General features: G+C 72.7%; 13 protein-coding genes and 1 pseudogene. 10 read left to right on the top strand and 4 right to left on the bottom strand.

Translation table 11 applies throughout. From position 1 onward, the window contains the following. The first annotated feature begins 197 nt into the window (after positions 1-197). From tig to clpX, 4 genes are all read left to right on the top strand, one after another. Positions 198-1,685: a trigger factor gene (gene tig / locus AB0H37_RS34000; RefSeq protein ID WP_329087398.1), complete on the top strand. Its 1,488-nt coding sequence runs from the start codon at positions 198-200 to the stop codon at positions 1,683-1,685. A 251-nt stretch (positions 1,686-1,936) separates the two neighbouring features. Next, on the top strand, positions 1,937-2,569 hold the full coding sequence (locus tag AB0H37_RS33995) for an ATP-dependent Clp protease proteolytic subunit (RefSeq protein WP_089309497.1): 633 nt from the start codon (positions 1,937-1,939) through the stop codon (positions 2,567-2,569). A 76-nt stretch (positions 2,570-2,645) separates the two neighbouring features. Continuing rightward, the gene (locus tag AB0H37_RS33990; RefSeq protein WP_179836652.1) at positions 2,646-3,293 is read left to right on the top strand and encodes an ATP-dependent Clp protease proteolytic subunit; all 648 of its coding nucleotides are present in this window, start codon (positions 2,646-2,648) and stop codon (positions 3,291-3,293) included. A 172-nt stretch (positions 3,294-3,465) separates the two neighbouring features. After that, positions 3,466-4,740 (top strand): ATP-dependent Clp protease ATP-binding subunit ClpX, encoded by a 1,275-nt coding sequence (clpX, locus tag AB0H37_RS33985; protein WP_179836651.1) that lies wholly within the window; start codon positions 3,466-3,468, stop codon positions 4,738-4,740. 99 nt (positions 4,741-4,839) lie between these two features. Here the strand turns inward: clpX and AB0H37_RS33980 are convergent, their stop codons facing one another. Next, on the bottom strand, positions 4,840-5,436 hold the full coding sequence (locus tag AB0H37_RS33980) for a WHG domain-containing protein (protein ID WP_360616869.1): 597 nt from the start codon (positions 5,434-5,436) through the stop codon (positions 4,840-4,842). A gap of 65 nt (positions 5,437-5,501) precedes the next feature. On the opposite strand from AB0H37_RS33980, the gene AB0H37_RS33975 reads away from it, so the two are divergent. Beyond that, entirely contained in the window at positions 5,502-6,665 is a 1,164-nt protein-coding gene (locus AB0H37_RS33975) for an SGNH/GDSL hydrolase family protein (RefSeq protein WP_360616868.1), read from the top strand. Between the two features lie 21 nt (positions 6,666-6,686). Here AB0H37_RS33975 and AB0H37_RS33970 read toward each other — a convergent pair whose 3' ends face one another. Both AB0H37_RS33970 and AB0H37_RS33965 read right to left on the bottom strand, forming a co-directional pair. Next, on the bottom strand, positions 6,687-7,340 hold the full coding sequence (locus tag AB0H37_RS33970; RefSeq protein ID WP_360616867.1) for a response regulator transcription factor: 654 nt from the start codon (positions 7,338-7,340) through the stop codon (positions 6,687-6,689). Next, entirely contained in the window at positions 7,337-8,137 is an 801-nt protein-coding gene (locus tag AB0H37_RS33965; RefSeq protein ID WP_329087406.1) for a sensor histidine kinase, read from the bottom strand. Before AB0H37_RS33965 ends, AB0H37_RS33970 begins: the two co-directional genes overlap by 4 nt. A 383-nt stretch (positions 8,138-8,520) precedes the next feature. Here AB0H37_RS33965 and AB0H37_RS33960 point away from each other — a divergent pair, with 383 nt between their 5' ends. Together AB0H37_RS33960 and AB0H37_RS33955 are read left to right on the top strand one after the other, a co-directional pair. Continuing rightward, positions 8,521-11,142 (top strand): valine--tRNA ligase, encoded by a 2,622-nt coding sequence (locus tag AB0H37_RS33960; RefSeq protein ID WP_360616866.1) that lies wholly within the window; start codon positions 8,521-8,523, stop codon positions 11,140-11,142. Between the two features lie 848 nt (positions 11,143-11,990). Beyond that, positions 11,991-12,105 (top strand): annotated as a pseudogene (locus AB0H37_RS33955) (IS481 family transposase); the annotation flags it as partial. Positions 12,106-12,194: 89 nt separating this feature from the next. Here the strand turns inward: AB0H37_RS33955 and AB0H37_RS33950 are convergent. Beyond that, positions 12,195-13,397, bottom strand: coding sequence for a hypothetical protein (locus AB0H37_RS33950; RefSeq protein ID WP_360616865.1), 1,203 nt, complete (start codon positions 13,395-13,397; stop codon positions 12,195-12,197). 107 nt (positions 13,398-13,504) lie between these two features. Here AB0H37_RS33950 and AB0H37_RS33945 point away from each other — a divergent pair, with 107 nt between their 5' ends. The 3 genes from AB0H37_RS33945 (at position 13,505) to AB0H37_RS33935 (ending at position 16,852) form a co-directional block, all read left to right on the top strand. After that, the gene (locus AB0H37_RS33945) at positions 13,505-14,875 is read left to right on the top strand and encodes a folylpolyglutamate synthase/dihydrofolate synthase family protein (RefSeq protein WP_329098596.1); all 1,371 of its coding nucleotides are present in this window, start codon (positions 13,505-13,507) and stop codon (positions 14,873-14,875) included. 5 nt (positions 14,876-14,880) lie between these two features. Continuing rightward, positions 14,881-15,225, top strand: coding sequence for a DUF4233 domain-containing protein (locus AB0H37_RS33940; protein WP_179836643.1), 345 nt, complete (start codon positions 14,881-14,883; stop codon positions 15,223-15,225). Positions 15,226-15,349: 124 nt separating this feature from the next. After that, positions 15,350-16,852: a hypothetical protein gene (locus tag AB0H37_RS33935; protein ID WP_360616864.1), complete on the top strand. Its 1,503-nt coding sequence runs from the start codon at positions 15,350-15,352 to the stop codon at positions 16,850-16,852. Positions 16,853-16,858 lie beyond the last annotated feature (6 nt).

The following is a 16,858-nucleotide window of genomic DNA, read 5'->3' as shown; positions in this document are numbered from 1 at the left end:
CGGCGCCGCGACCCCATAGACTTGGCCGCGCGAAGGCGCGGAGCCGTATTTCGGCGCGCCCGCGCCGCCGAGAGACTGACCGGCCGAGCACCACGGCGCAGCCCGCTGCGTGGAGGCCGAGGACTCGCACGTCAAGAGGAAGAGAACGCGTCGAACGCCGCGGCCGAGACAGCGCCCGATCAAGGAGACCGACCCCAGTGAAGACCGATGTCGAGGAGCTGACCCCCACGCGGGTCAAGCTCACCGTCGAGGTTCCGTTCGACGAGCTCAAGCCGAACCTCGACAAGGCGTACAAGGAGATCTCGCAGCAGGTGCGGATCAAGGGCTTCCGGCCCGGCAAGGTTCCCGCCCCGCTGATCGACAAGTACGTCGGCCGGGGCGCGGTCCTCCAGGAGGCGGTCAACGACGCGCTTCCCGAGCTGTACGGCCGCGCCGTCGAGGAGTCCGAGATCTTCGTGCTCGGGCAGCCCGACGTCGAGGTGACCGAGCTGGAGGACGGCACCCAGTTCGCCTTCACCGCCGAGGTCGACATCCGGCCGAAGTTCGATGTGCCCGACTACGACGGCCTGGAGGTCGTCGTCGAGGACGCCGAGGTCACCGACGAGCAGGTCGCCGAGACCATCGACAACCTCCGCGAGCGCTTCGCCTCCCTCACCGGCGCCGAGCGCGCGGCCGAGGACGGCGACTTCGCCACCATCGACCTCGTCGCGCGGATCGACGGCGAGGAGATCGAGGACGCCTCGACCACCGGTTACTCCTACGAGGTCGGCAGCAACTCCGCGATCGAGGGCCTGGACGAGGCCCTCGTCGGGCTCGCCGCGGGCGAGGACAAGACCTTCACCGGCACCCTGGTCGGCGGCGAGCACGCCGGCGAGGAGGCCGAGATCACGGTCACCGTGCAGAGCGTCAAGGTGAAGAACCTGCCCGACCTGGACGACGAGTTCGCCCAGCTCGCCAGCGAGTTCGACACGATCGAGGAGCTGCGCGAGGACGTGCGCGCCCGGCTCGGCCGGCAGGTGAAGCTGCAGCAGCTGTCCGAGGCGCGCGACAAGGCCCTTGAGGCGCTCCTGGAGAAGGTCGACATCCCGCTTCCCGACAAGGTCGTGGAAGAGGAGGTCGACCGCCGCAACCAGCAGCTGGAGCAGCAGCTCCAGATGGCGGGCATGACCAGGGACGACTACCTCAAGGAAGAGGAGAAGACCGCCGAGGAGTTCGACACCGAGGTCGCCGACGCGGCCCGGCTCGCGGTCAAGGGCGGCTTCGTGCTCGACCAGCTCGCCGTCCAGGAGGAGCTGAACGTCGAGAACGAGGAGCTCAGCGAGTACGTCGTCACGCAGGCGATGCAGATGGGCGTGCAGCCGCAGCAGCTCGCCGAGTACCTGACGCAGAACAACCAGCTCCCGGCGATCGTCTCGGAGGTGCTGCGCAGCAAGGCGCTGAACCTCGTGGTCGAGCACGTCACGGTCAAGGACGAGTCGGGCAACGAGATCGACGTCGACGCCGTGCAGCGCGAGCTGAACGGCGAGACCGCCCAGGCCGAGGACGCCGCCGAGGACGCCGCCGACGCGGAGGCCGAGGACGGCGCGCAGGAGGAGACCCCCGAGGAGACGGCTGAGGCCGCCGCTGAGGAGGCCCCGGCCGGCGAGGCTGCCGACGAGCAGGACGCCAAGACCAAGGACGCCTAGAGCTTTTCTGGACGTCCGCTGAGGCACCGGGCACGCCCCGCACCCGTACGACGGGTGCGGGGCGTGCGCGTGAGCGGGCCCCGCTCGGCCGGGCGCGGCGGCGAAGATCGTCAGCTGCGTGCGCGTCGGCCGGGCCGCGCCGGGTACGCCCCTGGCGAAAAGCCGGGCCCCCGGGCGTGAGTGGGCCCGTGAGCGCGTTAATGTCCAATCATCCGAACCGATTAAAAGGACCGGAGGAACACCCGGTGAGCATGCCTCCGACTTTCGACGAGTCGTCGCGGATCCAGGCGCGGGTCGCCGAGGCGCCCCTGTTGCCTCTGGGCGACCAGCTGTTCCAGCGGCTGCTGCGCGAACGCATCGTCTTCCTCGGCCAGCAGGTCGACGACGACATCGCCAACCGCATCTGCGCCGAGCTCCTGCTGCTGTCGGCCGAGGACGGCCGCCGCGACATCACGCTCTACATCAACTCGCCAGGTGGCTCCGTCACCGCCGGCATGGCGATCTACGACATCATGCAGTACGTCCCGAACGACGTCGTCACGGTCGGCATGGGCCTGGCCGCGTCGATGGGCCAGTTCCTGCTGTGCGCGGGCGCCCGGGGCAAGCGGTACGCCCTGCCGCACGCGCGGATCATGATGCACCAGCCGTCCGGCGGCATCGGCGGCACCGCCTCCGACATCAAGATCCAGGCCGAGCAGATGCTGTACGTGAAGAAGACGCTCGCCGAGAAGATCGCCGAGCACACCGGCCAGGAGCTCGACCAGATCGAGCGCGACTCCGACCGGGACCGCTGGTTCACCGCCGACGAGGCCAAGGACTACGGGTTCGTCGACCACGTCGTGCTCAGCGCCACCCAGGTGCCCTCCGAGGGCCCCGTCTCCTGACGACCTCACAACGAATCGGAGGCACACAGTGAGCGACCTCATCCGACCCGTTCTCGGCGATAGGGTCCGGCCCGGCGTGAACGCCGGCGGAACTCCGCGTCCGGTCGACGACCGCTACATCATTCCGTCGTTCGTCGAGCGCACCACGTACGGGGTCAAGGAGATGAACCCGTACAACAAGCTCTTCGAAGAGCGGATCATCTTCCTCGGCGTGCAGATCGACGACGCGTCCGCCAACGACGTGATGGCCCAGCTGATCACGCTGGAGTCGATCGACCCCGACCGCGACATCAGCATCTACATCAACTCGCCGGGCGGCTCGTTCACCGCCATGACGGCGATCTACGACACGATGCAGTTCGTCAAGCCCGAGATCCAGACCGTGTGCATCGGCCAGGCCGCGTCCGCCGCGGCGGTGCTGCTCGCGGCCGGGACGCCGGGCAAGCGGGCGGCGCTCCCCAACTCGCGGATCCTGATCCACCAGCCCGCGACCGAGGGCAGCTACGGCCAGTCCAGCGACATCGAGATCCAGGCCCGCGAGATCATGCGGATCCGCGATCTGCTGGAGACGATCCTGGCCGAGCACAGCGGCAAGAGCGTCGAGGAGGTCCGCCGCGACATCGAGCGCGACAAGATCCTCACGGCGGCCGAGGCCAAGGAGTACGGCCTCATCGACGACGTCTTCGCCAGCAGGAAGCGGAAGGCCGAGGTAGTGTCGTCCTGAGACGGCACGAGGACGAGGGAGTCCCCCAGCCCGGTCGTCACACTTCCGGGCGAGGGGCTTTCCAAGTCCGCTGGAGGCGGTAACGTCGAATCCGACGTCGTGAGCCTCTGGGACGCAACCAGCTGCGCCGCATCCTCCAAGGCTGGCGGCCCCACGAAAAGGAGACGGTTGGGTGGCACGCATCGGCGACGGCGGTGACCTGCTCAAGTGCTCGTTCTGCGGGAAGAGCCAGAAGCAGGTCAAGAAGCTCATCGCGGGCCCGGGCGTGTACATCTGCGACGAGTGCATCGATCTCTGTAACGAGATCATCGAGGAGGAGCTCTCCGAGACCTCCGACCTCAAGTGGGACAACCTGCCCAAACCGCGGGAGATCTACGAGTTCCTCGACTCCTACGTCATCGGGCAGGACACGGCGAAGAAGGCACTGTCCGTCGCCGTCTACAACCACTACAAGCGGATCCAGTCGGGTGACACCGGCCGTGACGACATGGTCGAGCTGGGCAAGTCCAACATCCTGCTCCTCGGTCCCACCGGATCCGGCAAGACGCTGCTCGCGCAGACGCTCGCCAAGCTGCTCAACGTCCCGTTCGCCATCGCGGACGCCACGGCGCTGACGGAGGCGGGCTACGTCGGGGAGGACGTGGAGAACATCCTCCTCAAACTGATCCAGGCGGCCGACTACGACGTCAAGAAGGCCGAGACCGGGATCATCTACATCGACGAGGTCGACAAGATCGCTCGCAAGAGCGAGAACCCGTCGATCACCCGGGACGTGTCGGGGGAGGGCGTCCAGCAGGCCCTGCTGAAGATCCTTGAGGGCACCACCGCGAGCGTCCCGCCGCAGGGCGGCCGCAAGCACCCGCACCAGGAGTTCATCCAGATCGACACCACCAACGTGCTGTTCATCTGCGGCGGCGCGTTCGCCGGCCTGGAGAAGATCGTCGAGTCCCGGGTGGGCAAGCAGGGCATGGGCTTCGGCGCGCAGATCCGCTCCAAGTCCGACTTCGAGGAGTCGTCGGCCGTGCTCGGCGACGTGATGCCCGAGGACCTGCTGAAGTTCGGCATGATCCCCGAGTTCATCGGCCGGCTCCCGGTGATCACCTCCGTGCACAACCTGGACCGCGAGGCCCTGATCAACATCCTCACCGAGCCGAAGAACGCGCTGGTGCGCCAGTACCACCGCCTCTTCGAGCTCGACGGGGTCGACCTGGAGTTCACCGACGACGCCCTGGAGGCCATCGCCGACCAGGCCATCCTGCGCGGCACCGGGGCCCGCGGCCTCCGCGCGATCATGGAGGAGGTGCTCCTGTCGGTGATGTACGAGGTACCGAGCCGCCAGGACGTCGCCCGCGTCGTCATCACCCGCGAGGCGGTCCTGGAGCACGTCAACCCGACCCTCGTCCCGCGCGACCGTCCCAAGCGCGAGCCGCGGGAGAAGTCGGCCTGACACCGCGAGACCCGACACCGCACGAGCCCTGACACAGCACGAGACCTGACACCGAGAGCAGCGGGCGCCACACGGCACCGCTGCTCTCGGTGTTCCCGGCTAGGGCCGCGTCCCGCCCGGTGCGGCCTCGCGGGACGGGTGGTTCCTGAGGGCGAAGTCGACCGTGTCGAGCGCCCACGCCCAGGACGCGTCGGCCTTGCGGGGCGTGTGGCCGAAGGAGCCCGCCAGTTCCAGGCTCACGTAGCCGTGGAACACGCTGCCGAGGAAGCGCACCGCGTCGGTCTGGTCGGGTTCGGGAAGGTCGTACCCGCGCAGGATCGCCCTCGTCATCTCCGCGTGCCGGGGCCCGGCGCTCGCCGCCGCCGTCTGCGGGTCGAGGTCGAAGCGCGCCGCGGCGTACCGCCCGGGATGCTCCGCCGCGTAGGCGCGGTAGGCGCCGGCGCACGCCACGAGTGCGTCCTTTCCCGCGCGCCCCGCCACCGCGCTCGCGACATGGTCGGCCAGTTCCTCCAGGGCCAGCAGCGCGACCCGCACCTTCAGCTCCCGCGCGTTCTCGATGTGCGCGTACAGGCTCGGGTCCTTGACGCCGAGCCTGCGCGCCACCGCCGAGACGGTCAGCCGGTCGAACCCGATCTCGTCGGCCAGCTCCGCCGCCGTCCGGGCGAGGCGTTCGGGGGTGATGCCCGCGCGCGCCATGGGACCTCCGTACCTAGAGTAACTTGGTATCTGCCTAATTCTATTAGGAAGTGAGGGAGACGGGAATGACCGAGTGGACCACCACCCCCATCGACACGCGCATCGTGCGCGGCGCGCTCGAACTGGAGCGGACCGGCCGCGGAGTGCTGCCGCACCGCCTGCCCCTCGCCGCCCGCGTCCAGTTCCCGGACGAGTACCTGGCGCGGACGGAGGAGCAGCCGTCGGGCGTGCGGCTGGTCTTCCGCACCCGGGCCACCGCGGTGGAGCTGGACGTCCTGCCCACCAAGCGGGCCTACGAGGGCACCCCGCCGCAGCCGGACGGTTTCTACGACCTCGTGATCGACGGGCGCCCGGCGGGCCGGGGCAGCGTGCCCGGCGGGAACCTGACCGTCATCGACATGGCGACCCAGAAGGCGGTCACCACCCCGGGAGAGCCCGGCACCCTCCGGTTCGCGGGCCTGGCCCCCGAGGCGAAGGACGTGGAGATCTGGCTGCCGCAGGTCGAGCCCACCGAGCTGATCGCGCTGCGCACCGACGCCCCCGTCGAGCCCGTCCCGGACCGCGGGAGCCCCGTGTGGCTCCACCACGGCAGCTCGATCAGCCACGGCTCCACCGCCGCCGGCCCCACCTCCACCTGGCCCGCCGTGGCCGCCGCCCGCGGCGGGGCGAACCTGATCAATCTCGGCTTCGGCGGCAACGCGCTGCTCGACCCGTTCACCGCCCGCGCCATCCGCGACACCCCCGCCGACCTGATCAGCCTCAAGATCGGCATCAACGTCGCGAACGCCGACGCGATGCGCCTGCGCGCGTTCGGGCCCGCCGTGCACGGCTTCCTCGACACCGTCCGCGAGGGGCACCCCGAGACGCCGCTGCTGCTCGTCTCGCCGATCCTGTGCCCCGTCCAGGAGCGGACGCCGGGTCCGCTGGCCCTCGACCCCGGCGCTCCGCGACTGCGGTTCCGGGCTCTGGGCGACCCGGCGGAGGTCGCGAACGGGCGCCTGACGCTCACCGTCATCAGGGACGCGCTGGCCGGGATCGCCGCGCGGCGCGCCGAGGACGATCCCCACCTGCACTACCTCGACGGCCGCGTGCTCTACGGCGAGGCCGACTACGCGGAGCTGCCCCTGCCGGACGAGGTCCACCCGGCCCCCGAAAGCCATCGCCGCATCGGAGAACGCTTCGCCGCACTGGTCTTCGAGAGCGAGCACGGAGCCTTCGCGGCCCGCTGAGCCGGGGGAGGGCCGGAGGGGTCAGCCGCGGGACTCGCCGAGGCCGGCCTCGCGGGCCAGGACGATGGCCTGGGCGCGGTCGGCGACGTGCAGCTTCATGAAGATGTTCGAGACGTGGTTGCGGACGGTCTTCTGGCTGAGGTAGAGCGTCCCGGCGATCTCGGTGTTGCTGCGGCCCTGCGCGATCAGTTCGAGGACCTCCCGCTCCCGCTCGGTGAGCTGCGGGAACGCGGCCTGCCGCGGGTCGGGCATGTCGGTGAAGTAGGTGAGCACGCGGCGTGCGATCTCCGGGCCGTAGATGGCCTCGCCCGCCGCGACCGCCTTCACGGCGCGGGCGATCTCCTCCGCGCCCGACTCCTTCAGCAGGTAGCCGCGGGCGCCGGCGCGCATCGCCGCGAAGACCGAGTCGTCGTCGCGGAACATCGTCAGCACCAGCACGCCGATGCGCGGGCTGGTGCGGGTGATGGTGCGGGTCGCCTCGATGCCGTTGCCGCCGGGCATGTGCAGGTCCATGATGACGACGTCCGGCTGCAGCTCCGCCGCCAGCCGCACCGCGCCCGGCCCGTTCTCCGCCTCGCCGACGACCTCCACCCCGAGCGCCTGCAGCAGGCCCTTCAGCCCCTGCCGGAACACCGGGTGGTCGTCGGAGATGAGCACCCGGATGGTCTCGGTCATCTCCGCCCGTCTCTTCCGATCGAGGGACGATGGTACCCGGCGGCGATCCGCGCGGCGGCGAGCGGGAGCCGGACGGTGACGACGGTCCCGCCGCCGTTCCGGGACGTGATCGCGCAGCTGCCGCCGACCTCGGCGGCCCACTCCCTCATCGCGGCCAGGCCGCGGCGCGGCTTCGGCTGGCCTCCGTTGCGGGCGGCGTCCGGCAGGCCGGGTCCGGTGTCGGCGACCATCAGGTGCAGGTCGGCGTCCCGGCTCAGCCTGACCGTCGCGGTGCTCTCGGGAGCGTGCAGCCGGACGTTCGTCAGCGCCTCCTGCGCGATCCGGTACGCCGCGACCTCCACCGCGGCGGGCAGCCCCGCGGGCTCGCCGTCGAACCGGACGTCCACCCGCTCGCAGCAGCCGTCGGCGAACGACTCGATCGCCGCGACGAGGCCGAGGTCGTCCAGCGCCGGGGGCCGCAGCCCGTGCGCCAGATCCCGGATCTCCCCGACGGCGGTCGCCAGCCGGTCCCTCACCTCGGCGAGCAGGGGGTCCATCCGCTCCGGCTCGCCGGCGAGGGTGATGCGGGCCGCGTCCAGCGACATCGCGAGGCTGGCGAGCGTCGGCCCGAGCCCGTCGTGCAGGTCGTGCCGCAACTGGCGGCGCTCCTCCTCCCGGCTGGCGAGGATGCGCTCGCGCGAGCGCTGCAGGTCGGCGGTGAGACGGCGGAGGTGAGGGATGGTCGCGGCACGTGCCGCCACGGCCCCCGCTGTGAACGCGCCGGCCAGCACGGTGGCGCGTGCCAGTACCGCTCGCATCCCGTCCCTCTCCTCCGTCCCGCCGTCGCGGAACTTCGCCGCCACCCTTTCCGGGGAGGCGACCCGGTGTCAGGTGACCAGTGTCCCGACCGCGGCGGGAAAACGCTCTCTGGCCCGCCCCGCCGCGTGTCGCGGACGTCGCGCAGGACGCTGGCCAGGCCGATGCCCGCGCACGGCGCGCCGACTCGCACGGTCGTCGCGGACATGGTCCGGGCCGGTCCGGCCGCCGGCCGGACGGTCGGGCGGTGGTTCCGGTCGACCGGATCAGGGTGATCGGCGTGAACGTGGACGGCGCGACGGGGTGCTGGCCGGTGGGGATTCCTCCGCGCGCCGGGCCGTCCCCGGGGCCGTCCACCCCCGGCGTCCCCGTAGAATCGTCAGCCGTGACACAGCCCAGCACTGAGCGCGGCCAGGGCGCCGCCGCGGACGTCGACCTTCCCACCCAGTACCGACCGGCCGATGTCGAGGGCCGGCTCTACGAGCGGTGGGTATCGGCGGGGCTGTTCACCGCCGACCCGGAACGCGCGCCGGAGCGGCCCGCCTTCTCCATCGTGATCCCACCGCCGAACGTGACCGGCTCGCTGCACATGGGGCACGCCCTCGACCACTCCATCCAGGACACCCTCGTCCGGCGCCGCCGGATGCAGGGCCACGAGGTGGTGTGGGTGCCGGGCATGGACCACGCGGGCATCGCCACGCAGAACGTCGTGGAGCGCGAGCTGGCCAAGGAGGGCCTGTCGCGGCACGACCTCGGGCGCGCCGACTTCGTCGAGCGGGTCTGGCAGTGGAAGGCGGAGTCCGGCGGCCGCATCCTCGGTCAGATGCGCCGCCTCGGCGACGGCGTCGACTGGACGCGCGAGGCGTTCACGATGGACGACGACCGTGCCCGCGCCGTCCGGACGATCTTCAAGCGGCTGTTCGACGACGGCCTGATCTACCGCGCCGAGCGCATCATCAACTGGTGCCCGCGCTGCCTGACGGCGCTGTCGGACATCGAGGTCGAGCACGAGGAGGTCGACGGCGAGCTGGTCTCGATCCGGTACGGGTCGGGCGAGGACGAGATCGTCGTCGCGACCACCCGGGCGGAGACGATGCTCGGCGACACCGCCGTGGCCGTCCACCCGGAGGACGCCCGGTACGCGCACATGGTCGGGCGGGAGATCGAGCTCCCGCTGACCGGCCGCCGCATCCCGGTCGTCGCCGACGAGCACGTCGACCCCGCGTTCGGCACCGGCGCCGTCAAGGTGACCCCCGCGCACGACCCGAACGACTTCGAGATCGGGCGGCGGCACTCGCTGCCGTCCCTGTCGGTCATGGACGAGCGGGGCAACGTCACCGCGCCGGGCCCGTTCGCGGGGCTGGACCGGTTCGAGGCGCGCCCGGCGGTCGTGGCCGCGCTGCGCGAGCAGGGCCGGATCGTCAAGGAGGTCCGCCCCTACAAGCACTCGGTCGGGCACTGCCAGCGCTGCTCGACGGTCGTCGAGCCGCGCGTGTCGCTGCAGTGGTTCGTCAAGGTCGAGTCGCTGGCGCGGGCCGCGGGCGACGCCGTCCGCGACGGCCGCGTCAAGATCCACCCGCCGGAGATGGCGTCCCGCTACTTCGAGTGGGTCGACAACATGCACGACTGGTGCATCAGCCGCCAGCTGTGGTGGGGGCACCGGATCCCGGTCTGGTACGGGCCGGACGGCGAGGTCGTCTGCCCGAGCCCGGACGAGGAGCCGCCCGCCGGATGGACGCGGGACTCCGACGTCCTCGACACGTGGTTCTCCTCGGCGCTGTGGCCGTTCTCGACGCTCGGCTGGCCCGACGAGACGCCCGACCTGAAGCGGTTCTATCCCACGTCCGTCCTGGTCACGGGCTACGACATCCTGTTCTTCTGGGTCGCCCGCATGATGATGTTCGGGCTGTACGCGATGGACGGCGTCCAGCCGTTCGACACCATCGCCCTGCACGGGATGGTCCGCGACCAGTTCGGCAAGAAGATGTCCAAGTCGTTCGGGAACGTCATCGACCCGCTCGACTGGATCGACGCCTACGGCGCCGACGCGACCCGCTTCACGCTGCTGCGCGGCGCGAACCCGGGCGGCGACGTCCCGGTGGCCGAGGAGTGGGCGCAGGGCTCGCGCAACTTCTGCAACAAGCTGTGGAACGCGACCCGGTTCGCGCTCATCAACGGCGCGCACACCCGCGGCGCCATGCCCGCCGAGCTCTCCACGGTCGACGCCTGGGTCCTGTCCCGGCTGCACGCGGTGATCGCCGAGGTCGACGCGCACCTGGAGGCGTTCGACTTCGCGAAGGCGTGCGAGGCGCTCTACCACTTCGCGTGGGACGAGGTCTGCGACTGGTACGTGGAGCTGGCCAAGGTGCAGCTCGCCGACGAGCGCGCCGAGGCGACCCGCCGCGTGCTCGGCGAGGTCTTCGACAACCTGCTGCGGCTGCTGCACCCGGTCGTCCCGTTCGTCACCGAGGAGCTGTGGACGTCTCTCACGGGCGCGGAGACGGTCGTCACCGCGCCGTGGCCGACCGCCGACCCGGCGCGGCGCGACGGCGGCGCCGAGGAGCTCGTCGGCTCCCTCCAGCGGATGGTGACCGAGGTGCGGCGGTTCCGCGCCGACCAGGGCCTCAAGCCCGGTCAGCGGGTCGCCGCGCGGATCGAGTGGAACGGCTCCGCCCTGCACCGCCACGAGGACGGCATCCGCTCGCTGCTGCGCCTCACCGAGCCGGAGGACGGCTTCTCCTCGACGGCGTCCCTGCCGGTCGAGGACGTGAAGGTGCACCTAGACACCGCGGGGGCGATCGACGTCGCCGCCGAGCGCAAGCGGCTGGAGAAGGACCTGGCCGCCGCCCGCAAGGAGGTCGACCAGGCGCGGCGCAAGCTCGGAAACGAGGCGTTCATGGCGAAGGCGCCCGAGGCGGTCGTGGCGAAGAACCGCGACCGGCTCGCCCAGGCGGAGTCCGACATCGGCAGGCTGGAGGCCCAGCTGGCCGCGCTCCCGGCGGGCTGACCCCCGCCGGCGGGCCGGCCGGGCCGCTCTTGACACGGGCGCTGACACGGCGATCCGTCGGCACGGCGGCGCCTGCCGCAGTTACGATCCGGTAGGGCCCGTGGGCCCCTGCGGTATTTGAACTATCGGGAGTGCAATGGCCGATTCACCACCTCGGTCCGGCACGCCGGACTCCCCGTCCGGCGACGACCTGGACGCGGCGCAGGTCATCGAGGACGGTCGCGAACCGGAGGACGACCCGACGCCCTTCGGCGGCGCGCGCCCCTGGTGGTCGGTCGACATCGGCGACGGGACCGGCCCGCACGCGATGGTGAACGGCACCGGCCCGCACGCCATGCCGAGGAACGGCACCGGCCCGCACGCGATGCCCGGTTCGGCGAACGGGTCGGGGGCGTTTCCGGTCGTGGGCACGGGCCCGCACGGCGTCCTCCCGAACGGCACCGGCCCGCTGCCGCGGGTGACCGGCGCGCCGGCCGCGCCCGGCGGGCGCCTGCCGAAACCGCTGGTGGTCGCCGGCGTCGCCGTGGTCGTCGGGATGCTGCTGGTCGCGGGCGCGCTGGCGCTGCGGGCCGGCGGCGCCGGCAAGGACGCCGAGACGGCGGCCGGCCCCGGGCCGTCCAAGAAGGTGATCAAAGCGGGTCCGACGGCCGGGGGCCTGCACAAGGACCCGCTGACCTCGCCGCAGGCGAGCGCCGCCTACCCGTTCCTCGCGGGCGCGGTCGAGGCGGGCGGTGTCCCGGTGGCCGAGAACGGCCTCGCCGTCTACACCGAGGAGCCGGTGCGCAATGTCGACCTGCTGTTCGTGGGCGGGACGGGCCAGATCGGCGATCCCTCCGGCTTCCTGCAGAAGACACAGCCGACCACGTTCATCGCCGGGCAGGACGCCGACCCGGGCCGCAAGGGCGGCAAGGCGGTGTGCGGCACGTTCGCCGTCCTCGCCGAGACCCACACCTACTGCGCTTGGGCGACCAAGGACTCCTTCGGCGTCGTCGCGTCCAACCGGCCCTCGGTGAACCCGCAGTTCCCCCTGATGGCCGACCTGATGCACCGCATCAGGAAGGACGTCGAGAAGCCGAAGTGATGTAGAGGCGCTCAGTGTCGGCGCCCACCGCGTCCAGGACGAGCCCGGTGAAGTAGACCGTGCCGAGGGCGACCACCCGGTGCCCGAGCGTCGCGAGCGACTCGGGTGTGATGGCGGCGGACCCGATCACGTCCCAGCGGGACGGCAGGGCGCGGGTGAACCGCAGGTGCGATGGCGAAAGCCGGACGAACGTCACGGGCAGCGTGCCGAGTTCGGCGATGGCGCCGTCCAGGTCCTTGTGGTCGGGGAGGCAGACCACGACGTGGTCGATGGTCCCCCAGGCATCCCAGGCGGCGCCGAGGGCGGCGGCGACCCCGGCCCGGTCGATCGCGGAGTCGACCAGCAGCCGCGTGGCCGACCCGGGCACGTCGTGCCAGGACAGGCGGCCGGGCAGGGCGATCGAGGACAGCGCGTCCCGCACCGTTGCGGCCGCGGGCTCGGCCACTCCGGGGAGACGGCGGGCGGCGACCACGCCCAGTTCGGCCGCCGCGCGTCCGAGACCGGCGGGAAGCAGGTCCGGGGGGAGCGCGCTTCCTCCGGGCCCGACGAACTCCGCGGCGCCGAGCACCCCCGCGACCTCGGCCGACTGCGGCGCCGACAGGACGCGCGTCCGCGGCCCGGCGACACCGAGCTTCTCTTCGGCGATCTCCGCCGGCGTGTCGCCGAGCACCCCGGCGTGCTCGCGGAAGACCGGCGTGATCGCGGCGACGTCCGGCGGGAACAGGGCGACCTCGTCCGACCGTCCGCCCATGCCCGCCTCCAGGACGAGCGCGTCCGCACCGGCGCGGCGCGCGTGCAGGACGCCCGCGATCGTGAAGAGGCCCGACGGCGACAGGTAACCGCCGGACGGCGGCGGGAGCGCGGCCACGGCCTGCCCGAGCACGTCCGCCAGGAAGGCGAGTTCCCCGGCGGAGACGGCGCGCCCGTCCACCCGGATGCGGTCGCGATCGCTGCGCAGCCCGGGGCTCGTGACCGTGCAGACGCGGAACCCTGCGGCCCCGAGGAAGGCCGACGCGTAGGTCGCCGCCGTCCCCTTCCCCTTGGAGCCGACGACGGTCAGGACGGGAACGTCCGGCGCGAGGAGGCCCAGCGCGCCCGCGAGGGCGCGGGCCCGCCCGACGTCGCGGGTCTCGCCCGGCGCGCGCCGCTCCCACTCGCCGAAGAACACGTCCATGCCTCCAGTGTGACCCCGGGCGGAGCCGCGCCCACCGCCGAGTAGGCTCTGTGACCGTGAGTCAGGTATCCGAGCCGTCCGATTACAGGGCCACCGTCGGCGCGATCATGGGGCGCGGGGTCGAGTGGGAGATCGACCCGACCCTCGACCGGATCGCCGACCTGGTCGACGTCCTGGGGGCGCCGCACCGCGCGTACCCGGTGATCCACATCGCCGGGACGAACGGCAAGTCCACCACGGCCCGGCTCGTCGAGGCGCTGCTGCGCGAGCGCGGCCTGCGCACCGGGCTCTACACCAGCCCCGAGCTGACGACGCTGCGCGAGCGCATCGCGATCGACGGGGAGCCGATCAGCGAGGAGCGGTTCGTCGAGGCGTTCAACGAGGTGCTGCCCTACCTCCAGCTGGTCGACGACAAGCACGAGGCCCGGCTGTCGTTCTTCGAGGTGCTCACCGCGATGGCCTTCGCGGCCTTCGCGGACGCGCCGGTCGACGTGGCGGTGGTCGAGGCCGGCATGGGCGGCGCCTGGGACGCCACGAACGTCGCCGACGGCGCGGTCGCGGTGATCACGCCGATCGGCCTGGACCACACCCGCTACCTGGGCGACACGCTGGAGCAGATCGCCGGGGAGAAGGCGGGCATCATCAAGCCGGGCGCGATCGCCGTGCTGGCGCAGCAGCCGGTCGAGGCCGCCGAGGTGCTGCTGCGGCGGGTCGTGGAGACCGGCGCGACGGCGGCGCGCGAGGGCGTCGAGTACGGCGTGCTGAGCCGGGACGTCGCCGTCGGAGGCCAGCAGATCTCGCTGCGGGGCCTGCACGGCGTCTACGACGACATCTTCCTGCCGCTGTTCGGCGAGCACCAGGCGAGCAACGCCGCGACGGCCCTGGCCGCCGTGGAGGCGTTCGCCGGCGGCGCCCCGACCCGGGGCGAGCCGAACCTGGAGGCCGCGACGCGGATCGCGCCCGGCGAGTCCTTCCTCGGCGGCGAGGAGGGGCAACTCGACCCGGCCCTGGTCCGCAGCGGCTTCGCCAAGTCGGCCTCGCCGGGCCGGCTGGAGGTCGCCCGGACGGGCCCGACCGTCCTGCTGGACGCGGCGCACAACCCCGCAGGGATGGCCGCGACCGTCGCCACGGTCACCGAGTCGTTCGGCTTCACCCGGCTCGCCGGTGTTCTCGCCATCGCCGTCGACAAGGACGTCGCCGGGGTCCTCGACCAGCTCGAACCGGTGCTGGCCGAGCTGGTGGTGACCCGCAACTCCTCGGCGCGCTCGATGCCGCCCGAGGAACTGGCCGAGATCGCCGAAGGGGTCTTCGGCGCCGAGCGCGTCCATGTCGTCGAGCGGCTGGACGACGCCATCGACCGGGCGATCGGCCTCGCCGAGGAGACGGGGGAGTACCGGGGCGCCGGCGTGCTGATCACCGGCTCGGTGGTCACCGCGGGCGACGCCCGCACGCTGCTGCGCGTCGGGGAAGGCCGGTGACGGGCATGAGCGCGCGGACCGCCGCGAACCCCGCGCGCAGGCTGTTCGCCACGGTGCTGGCGTGTGAGGCCATCGTGATCGCGCTCGCGATCCCGGTGGCGGTGACGGTGCTGGACGTGGACGGCGCGACCGCCGGCGGCGTGTGCGGCGGCCTGGCCGTCGCGTGCGTGGTGCTGGCCGGCCTGCTGCGCTTCCCGTGGGCGGTCCACGCGGGCACGGTCCTGCAGGTGCTGATCATCGCGACCGGGTTCATGGTGCCGGCCATGTTCTTCCTCGGTGTCGTGTTCGGGGCACTTTGGGGAACGGCCATTTGGCTGGGACGCAAGGTGGGCGGCGCTCCGCCGCGCTAGGTTCGCGGGGACGGCACCATTGCGTCCGCCGATTCCCGCGCATTCACCTCATCATCTTATTTGGACATATTTCCTTTTTGGGAAATGTGCGTGCGGCGGATGACGACGTCCTAAGGAGCACGCCGTGTCCTCCCACGCACGCGAACACACGCCCGGCGACCTCGCCGGGACGCGGCCCGCCTGGCCTCCGGCACGCCCCACCGAGGGGGTCGCCCGGCGGCGGCTCGCGACGCTCGGCGCGCTGCTGCTGACGTTCACCGCGCTGCCCGCGGCCGTCCTGGTGGTGCCCGACGCGTCCGGCAACGTCGTCCCGGCCGCCGCGAGCGCCCTCGCGCTCGGCGACGCCGAGGTCCCCGGACTGCTGCGCGCCACCGGGCTGTCGCTGCCCGCCCTGCTGGTCACCGTGCCGTTCGCCGCCGTCGCCGCCCGCCGGCTCCCCGCGTGGGGCGTGCTCATGGCAGGGCTCGCGGTGCTGCTCGCGGGCACCGGCGCCGCCGGCCTCGCCCACTCGCTGCCCGACATCGGGGCGGTCCGAGCCGTCCAGGGCGTCGGGGCGGGCATCGTGCTGCCCGCGAGCCTCGTCCTGGTGTGGGAACGCCGGAACCGCGCCCTGTCGGCCGCCTGGGCCGGAGCCCTCGCGGGCACGCTGATCCTCGCGATGCCCCTGGCGCTGAAGGCCGTGCCCGTGCCCGCCGACGGCACCGCCGTCCACGACTGGCGGGTCGCGCTGGCGCCCTACCCGCTGCTCGCCGTCGCCGCCGCGGGGGCCGCGCTCGCCCACCCCCTCCTGCGCGGACGCCGCCACCGGCGACCGCCCGCGCTCCGGAGCACCGAGCGCGGCCGGCTGCTCCTCGTGCCGGTCCCCGCGGGCGGCTTCGCGTTCCTCGCCGTCGTCGCCGCGCACGGCTGGTCGCCCGGGGCGCGGCTCCTCCTCGCCGGGCTCACGCTGCTCGCCCTGGCCGGCCTCGCCTTCGCCGGCGGCCGGGGCGCGGCCGCGGGCGGCCCGTCCGGCGGCGTGGTCGTCATGATCGCCGTCGGCCTGCTCTGCCAGCCCGTCGCCGGCCCGCTCGCCGGGCTGGCCGCCGCCGAGGCGGGGGCCGGGGGCCCGCCGCTGCTCCCGTTCGCCGTGGCGGCCGCCGCCGCCCTCGCGGCGGCGCTCGCGGCCACCCGCGCCGGGACGCGCGGCGCCGTCCGCACCGGCCACATCCTCATGGCCGTCGCCGTGCCGCTCGGCCTCGCGGGCGGCGCCCTCGGCCGCTGGGCGCTGCTCGCCCCGCTCGTCCCCCTCGGCGCCGGCGCGGGACTGGCCCTCGCCGCCTCGCTCCGGGACGCGAGGGTTGGCGCCGCGCTGTTCGGCCTGTCGCTGTGCTTCCCCGCGGTGCTGGCCGGGCAGATGCTCGTCCTGTCGTTGCAGGCGGCGCGGCTGGAGCGCATCCGCCCGGTCACCGACGCGCAGCATGTGCACGCCCTGCTGGAGGGCTACCGCATCTGGCTGGCCGTCGCCGGGGTGGCCGCCGTGCTGCTCGCCGGAGCCACCGCCCGCCTGTGCGCCGGACGCGCCGCGGCACCGCGCGCCCGCGCCGCCCGGCTCCCCGGGAATGCCGCTGCGGACCCCGGAGCCGGGTAGGATTCG

The organism is Actinomadura sp. NPDC023710, from assembly GCF_040639875.1.
In the GTDB taxonomy this organism is placed as follows: domain Bacteria; phylum Actinomycetota; class Actinomycetes; order Streptosporangiales; family Streptosporangiaceae; genus Spirillospora; species Spirillospora citrea.
The sequence above is the reverse complement of the archived record's forward strand: the minus strand, read 5'-3'. Positions and strand labels throughout refer to the sequence as shown.